The organism is Trinickia sp., assembly GCF_051953955.1.
Taxonomy (GTDB): Bacteria; Pseudomonadota; Gammaproteobacteria; order Burkholderiales; family Burkholderiaceae; genus Trinickia.
Genome location: NZ_JBQCIF010000104.1, coordinates 44,304 through 50,900, shown reverse-complemented (window position 1 = coordinate 50,900; position 6,597 = coordinate 44,304). Strand labels below are relative to the sequence as shown.

At 65.7% G+C, this 6,597-nt stretch carries 6 protein-coding genes; 3 read left to right on the top strand and 3 right to left on the bottom strand.

Annotation, left to right across the window (positions count from 1 at the left end):
* Both ACTHNZ_RS19965 and ACTHNZ_RS19960 read right to left on the bottom strand, forming a co-directional pair.
* Positions 1-101, bottom strand: a 101-nt coding sequence (locus ACTHNZ_RS19965) for a 30S ribosomal protein S6 (protein WP_440544303.1), incomplete at its 3' end; no start/stop codon positions are given.
* A gap of 217 nt (positions 102-318) precedes the next feature.
* Positions 319-1,242: a LysR family transcriptional regulator gene (locus ACTHNZ_RS19960; RefSeq protein WP_440544299.1), complete on the bottom strand. Its 924-nt coding sequence runs from the start codon at positions 1,240-1,242 to the stop codon at positions 319-321.
* Between the two features lie 282 nt (positions 1,243-1,524).
* Here ACTHNZ_RS19960 and gcl point away from each other — a divergent pair, with 282 nt between their 5' ends.
* The 3 genes from gcl (at position 1,525) to ACTHNZ_RS19945 (ending at position 5,179) form a co-directional block, all read left to right on the top strand.
* Positions 1,525-3,300, top strand: a complete 1,776-nt coding sequence (gcl, locus tag ACTHNZ_RS19955; RefSeq protein ID WP_440544298.1) for a glyoxylate carboligase — start codon at positions 1,525-1,527, stop codon at positions 3,298-3,300.
* Positions 3,301-3,409: 109 nt separating this feature from the next.
* Complete coding sequence (gene hyi / locus ACTHNZ_RS19950) at positions 3,410-4,204, top strand: hydroxypyruvate isomerase (RefSeq protein WP_440544297.1); 795 nt, start codon at positions 3,410-3,412, stop codon at positions 4,202-4,204.
* Between the two features lie 15 nt (positions 4,205-4,219).
* Positions 4,220-5,179, top strand: a complete 960-nt coding sequence (locus ACTHNZ_RS19945; RefSeq protein WP_440544296.1) for a 2-hydroxy-3-oxopropionate reductase — start codon at positions 4,220-4,222, stop codon at positions 5,177-5,179.
* Between the two features lie 367 nt (positions 5,180-5,546).
* Here the strand turns inward: ACTHNZ_RS19945 and ACTHNZ_RS19940 are convergent, their stop codons facing one another.
* On the bottom strand, positions 5,547-6,569 hold the full coding sequence (locus tag ACTHNZ_RS19940) for an asparaginase (RefSeq protein WP_440544295.1): 1,023 nt from the start codon (positions 6,567-6,569) through the stop codon (positions 5,547-5,549).
* Positions 6,570-6,597: the final 28 nt, after the last annotated feature.

The window sequence follows — 6,597 nt, the reverse complement described above, 5'->3', positions numbered from 1 at the left end:
CCGCCGCGCGCGGTAATCGTGGATTTGTACCGCTCGATCATCGCGGGCACTTGCTCGCTTTGATCGGGGTGTACGACGAAGACGATTTCGTAATGACGCATACACACTCCTTGTGGATTGAAGCCACCCGGGCGTCGATGGCCGCCGCAGCCAAGCCGCAGTCCAGCGACTCTGCCGACTCTTGCTCAGTGAACCGAGCAGCGGACCAACCGGTGTGGCAAGTGAGAAGCCGGAGAGTATAACCCAAGAGTCCGCCTGGCACAATTTCGGTGTAGCGCACAGATCGGATACCGACGAACGAAGCCCTGGACAAAGCCGCTAGCCGGCGGCGTCCGGCATGCCGCCCCAATACCCGGGCCGCGCATAGACTTCCTTCAAGTAATCGATGAAGTACCGCACCTTGGCCGGCACGTAGCGCTGCTGCGGGTAGACGGCCAAGATGTCATACTCCGGCAGCGCGAATTCGTCGAGCACCGTTTCGAGCTCGCCGCGCGCCAGTTGCTCGGCGATTTCCCAGGTCGAGCGCCAGCCGAGGCCCAGCCCCTCCGTCGCCCAGCGATGCAGCAGTTCGCCGTCGTTGCAATCGAGCGAACCCGTGACGCGCATCGTCACGCGCTTGCCGCCGCGCTGGAAATACCAGCCCCGGTTCTGCCCGCCTTGCAGATTGAACGCGAGGCAATTGTGGCCGAGCAGATCCTCGAGCGTGCGCGGGCGGCCGTGCCGCGCGAAATAGGCCGGCGTGCCGCAGACGACACGCCGATTGGTCGCCAGCTTCACCGCCACGAAGTTCGGATCGACCGCTCCGCCGATGCGGATCGACAAATCGTAGCCCTCGCGCACGAGGTCGACGACGCGGTCGGTCAAATTGAACGACATCTGCAAGCCGGGCTTGTCGGCCAAGAACGCGGGCGCCAAGGGCGCGACGTGTTTTCTGCCGAAGGCGGCCGGCGCGGAGACGATCAGATGTCCGCTGACGGCACGCCGTCCGGCCGCCAATTCGTTCTCGGCCTGCTCCCAGTCGACGAGCAGCCCTTTGCAGCGTTCGAGAAAGGCCGCTCCGGCTTCGCTGACGACGAGCCGCCGCGTGGAGCGGTACATCAGCTTCACGCCGAGCCGCTTTTCGAGTGCGTCGATGCGCCGCCCCAAGACGACGGGAGACACCCCCTCCTCCAACGCCGCTTGAGCCAAGCTGCCCGCCTCGGCCACGCGCACGAAGGTTTCGATCTGCTTGAAACGATCCATCTTCGAGTCCTTCGAGTTCTTTTACCGCATCGCGTGCATCGCGTGCACCGTGGGTTCGTGCTGCACGGTGCCCGCCCGCGTCCCTGCGCCTCCAGCGCCCGTCCCGTCTCGCCGGCTTCTCCGCCCGGCGCGCGTTCGATAGAAACACCTGTCCCGCATGCATTCAATACTTTTTGTATCGAAATACAGAACTTGGAGCGATCTTATCAAACCTTTTCCGCAGCCTTACAGTGGATCCAACGCGCAATTTGCACATTGAACGACCAGTAAAGGAGACACCCCATGCCGAAGATGAGAGCCGTCGACGCCGCCGTGCTCGTGCTGGAGAAGGAAGGCATCGACACCGCGTTCGGCGTGCCGGGCGCCGCCATCAACCCGTTCTACTCGGCCATGCGCCGCGCGGGCGGAATCAGCCACGTTCTGGCGCGTCACGTCGAAGGCGCTTCGCACATGGCCGAGGGCTATACGCGTGCCGCTCCCGGCAACATCGGCGTGTGCATCGGCACCTCGGGCCCTGCCGGCACCGATATGATTACAGGGCTTTACTCGGCCCAGGCTGACTCCATTCCTATTCTCGCCATCACAGGCCAAGCACCCCGCGCCCGGCTCCACAAGGAAGACTTTCAAGCCGTCGACATCGAATCGATCGCCAAACCGGTCACGAAATGGGCCGTCACGGTGCGCGAACCGGCACTCGTGCCGCGCGTGTTTCAGCAGGCATTTCATCTGATGCGCTCGGGACGGCCCGGCCCGGTGCTCGTCGATCTGCCGATCGACGTTCAAATCGCCGAGATCGAGTTCGACATCGACACCTACGAGCCGCTGCCCGTCTACAAGCCGAAGGCGACGCGCAAGCAGATCGAAGCCGCACTGGCGTTGTTGAATGCATCGGAGCGCCCGCTTCTCGTGTCCGGCGGCGGCGTACTGAACGCGGGCGCGGAAGCGCTGCTCGTCGAGTTCGCCGAAACGGTGGGCGTGCCCGTCATTCCGACGCTGATGTCGTGGGGCGCGATCGCCGACGATCACCCGCTGATGGCCGGCATGGTCGGCCTGCAGACATCGCATCGCTACGGCAATGCGACGATGCTCGAATCGGACTTCGTGCTCGGCATCGGCAACCGCTGGGCCAACCGCCACACGGGCAGTGTCGAGGTCTACACGAAGGGGCGCAAATTCGTGCACGTCGATATCGAGCCGACGCAAATCGGCCGCGTGTTCGGCCCGGACCTCGGGATCGTCTCCGATGCGAAGGCCGCACTCGAACTGTTCGTCGAGGTAGCCCGCGAATGGAAGGCGGCCGGCAAGCTTACGGACCGTTCGGCTTGGGTCGAATCGTGCCAGGCGCGCAAGCGCACGATGCAGCGCAAGACGCATTTCGACGACGTGCCGATCAAGCCGCAACGCGTCTATGAAGAAATGAACAAGGTGTTCGGCCGCGATACCTGTTACGTCAGCACGATCGGGCTGTCGCAAATCGCCGCCGCGCAGTTCCTGCACGTCTACAAAGCGCGCAATTGGATCAACTGCGGGCAAGCCGGCCCGCTCGGCTGGACCATTCCGGCCGCGCTCGGCGTGCGTGCCGCCGATCCGAGCCGCCCGATCGTCGCGTTGTCCGGAGACTACGACTTCCAATTCATGATCGAGGAGTTGGCCGCGGGCGCGCAGTTCAAGCTGCCCTACGTGCACGTCGTCGTGAACAATTCGTATCTCGGGCTGATCCGCCAAGCCCAGCGCGCCTTCGAGATGGATTACTGCGTCCAGCTCTCGTTCGACAACGTCAACGCGCCGGAGTTGAACGGTTATGGCGTCGATCACGTGGCGGTCGCCGAAGGCCTCGGCTGCAAAGCGCTGCGCGTGTCCGAACCCGGCGAGATCGCACCGGCCCTGCAAAAGGCGCAAGCGCTCGCCGCCGAGTTCAGCGTGCCCGTCGTCGTCGAAGTGATCCTCGAGCGCGTGACGAACATCGCGATGGGCAACGACATCAACGCCATCAACGAATTCGAGCCGCTGGCCGATTCGCGCGACGACGCGCCGACCGCCATCTCACTGCTCGATTGACGCACGGGACGACGTGCTGCTGACGAAACACATCGAACACCCCGAGGAACGGCGCTCGCACTCGAACGACGTTCCTCGGCACCCTGACCGACCGAAGAGCCATCGCAACATGCCGAAATTCTCAGCCAACCTGACCATGCTGTTCAACGAAGTGCCGTTTCTCGACCGGTTCGAGGCAGCGGCGCGGGCGGGCTTTAGCGCCGTCGAATTCATGTTCCCCTATCCTTTCGAGGCGGCCGAACTGGCCGACCGGCTCGAGACGAACCGGCTTCGCCTCGTTCTGCACAATCTGCCGGCCGGCAATTGGGAAGCGGGAGAGCGCGGCATCGCCTGCCTGCCCGAGCGCGTGGCCGAATTCCGCGACGGCGTCGGCCGAGCAATCGAATACGCCAAGGCGCTGCGGGTGCCGCAGTTGAACTGTCTCGTCGGCATCCCGACACGCGACGTCTCGCCCGAGCGCGCGCGTGCCACGATCGTCGAGAACCTGCGCTTCGCGGCTACCGCGCTCGAGCGGGAAGGCGTCAAGCTGCTCGTCGAGCCCTGCAACGCGTTCGACATTCCGGGCTTCGCGCTCAATCGCTCGAGCGAAGCGCTCGACGTGATCCGCGACGTGGCGTCGAACAACCTCTATCTGCAGTACGACATCTATCACATGCAGCGGATGGAGGGCGAACTCGCCGCGACGCTGCAAAAACACCTGCCGAGCATCGCGCACATCCAACTCGCCGACAACCCGGGGCGCAACGAGCCCGGCACGGGCGAAATCAACTACGCATTCCTGTTCGATTGGCTCGACCGGCTCGGCTACGGCGGCTACGTCGGCTGCGAGTACAAACCGCGGACGACGACGCTCGAAGGGCTCTCGTGGATTCGCGACATCGCCGGCGAGCGCAGCGCACGCTGACGCACGGGCGCGGCGTTGCGGCGCCGATCGAACGAGCCCCGCTCAACTCCTGATACGACACACCCAACGGATTACATCGACATGGCAAAGATCGGTTTCATCGGCCTCGGCATCATGGGCGCGCACATGGCGCGCAACCTTCTGAAGCACGGCTACGAGCTCGTCGTCACGGGCGCCTACCCCGTACCCGACGATCTGCGCGAACGCACGCTCGTGGTGGCCAGTTCGACGGCCGTTGCGCGCGAATCGGACATCGTCATTTCGATGGTGCCGGACACGCCCGACGTCGCCAACGTGCTGTTCGCCGACGACGGCGTGGCCAAGGGCCTCTCGGCCGGCAAGCTCGTGATCGACATGAGCTCCATCTCCCCGCTCGACACGCAGGATTTCGCCAAGCGCATCAACGCGCTCGGCTGCGACTATCTCGATGCCCCCGTCTCGGGCGGCGAAGTGGGCGCCCGCGAAGCGACGCTCTCGATCATGATCGGCGGCCCCGAGAACGCGTTCGAGCGCGCTCGGCCGCTGTTCGAAGCGATGGGCAAGAACATCACGCTAGTCGGCGACAACGGCGCCGGACAGACCTGCAAGGTCGCGAACCAAATCATCGTCGCGCTCAACATCGAAGCCGTCGGCGAAGCATTGCTGTTCGCCGCGCGCTCGGGCGCGGACCCAGAACGCGTACGGCAAGCGTTGATGGGGGGCTTTGCTTCGTCGCGCATTCTCGAAGTGCACGGCAAGCGCATGACGGCCCGCACGTTCGCCCCCGGCTTTCGCATCGATCTGCACCGCAAGGACCTGAACCTCGCCCTCGACGGCGCGCGCAAGCTCGGCATCGCGCTGCCGCACACCGCGAGCGCGCAGCAGTTGTTCAGCGTCTGCGCGGCGCACGACGGCGGCAGTTGGGATCATTCGGCGCTCGTTCGCGCGCTCGAAATCATGTCCGGCTTCGAAATCGCCGAGGAGAAGAAAGACTAGCGGCGCAACGCCGACACGCAACAATGGGCAGGATACGGCCGGCCGAAGCAGCCTTCGGACGGCCGGCACGTGGGGCGCCTCGCCCGTGCGTGCAAGGCAAGATCGAGGGGCGCCGCGCGTCGGGAGACGAGATGCGCGGGGCGAGCGAGGTCGACGCCAAGCACACGCGGGAGGGGCAAAAAGCCGCTTTCGGGCTGAGAGCGGCAGTGGGGTCCGCAGCGGCACCCGGCGACGCCGGGGAAGCCTTGGTCGGTCAGACGTCGTCGTCGGGTGTCCGCCTGTCGGATTGTCACGGGTTCGATGGCACGCGAGCCATTCACCGCCCTCGCGCCTTGCATCGGGCGCCTTTGCAGGCGCCTTCATTCCATCAATACGTATCGAAAACCTGCTGCAACGCGGCCGGCTCGCTCGCGCCCGCCGCCAGCGCAAGCATCAACAGCACACGCGCCTTGTAGGGGTTGAGCGAGCCTGCGCTGACGAAGCCGAGCGCGTCGTCAGGCGCCGCGCCGTTGCGCATGACATGTCCAGAGCCGACGCGCGACGCACGCACGATCGCGACGCCGCGTGCGCGGGCCTCGGCAAGTGCGGCCTGAATCGACACGTGAACGGAGCCGTTCCCCGTGCCTGCCACGACGATGCCGCGCACACCGGCCGCCACGAGCGCATCGACGGCCGTGCGCGACGCGCCCGCGTAGCTCGCGACGACGTCGACGAGCGGCCAAGCGGCCGCGGCCACGAACGGCGTGGCACTCGTATGCGGACGCACGACGGCCCGCTGAAATTCCACTCGGCCGTCTTGCACCCAGCCGAGCGCCCCGATCTCGGGCGAGTGGAATGCGTCGACGGCGTACGTGCTCGTCTTCACGACGTCGCGCGCGCTATGGATTCGGTTGTTGAATGCAACGAGCACCCCTTGCCCTCGTGCCGCCGGCGAGCCTGCAACGGTGACGGCACCGAGCAGATTCAGCGGCCCGTCGGCCGAGAGCGCCGACGAAGGGCGCATCGCCGCGGTCAGCACGACGGGCTTGGCCGTCTTGACCGTCAGGTGCAACGCGTAGGCCGTTTCCTCGAGCGTATCGGTGCCGTGCGTCACGACGATGCCGTCGATGTCGTCGCGCGCGGCGAGCGCCGCGATGCGCTCGGCGAGCGTCGTCCACAGTGCGACGTCGAGATCCTTGCTGTCGATGCTCGCCACTTGCTCCGCCTCGATCCGAGCGACGTTCGACAACGCCGGCACGGCGGCCAGCAGCCGCTCCACGCCGACGACGCCGGCCTGGTAGCCCGAGGTTTGGGAAGCATCGGCGGCGGAGCCGGCGATCGTGCCGCCCGTCGCGAGCACGGCAACGCGCGGCAACGCCGCGGGAGAGAGGGAGGAATGGGTCGTAGTCATGGGCGCCATTCTAACCGCGCCGCTCGCC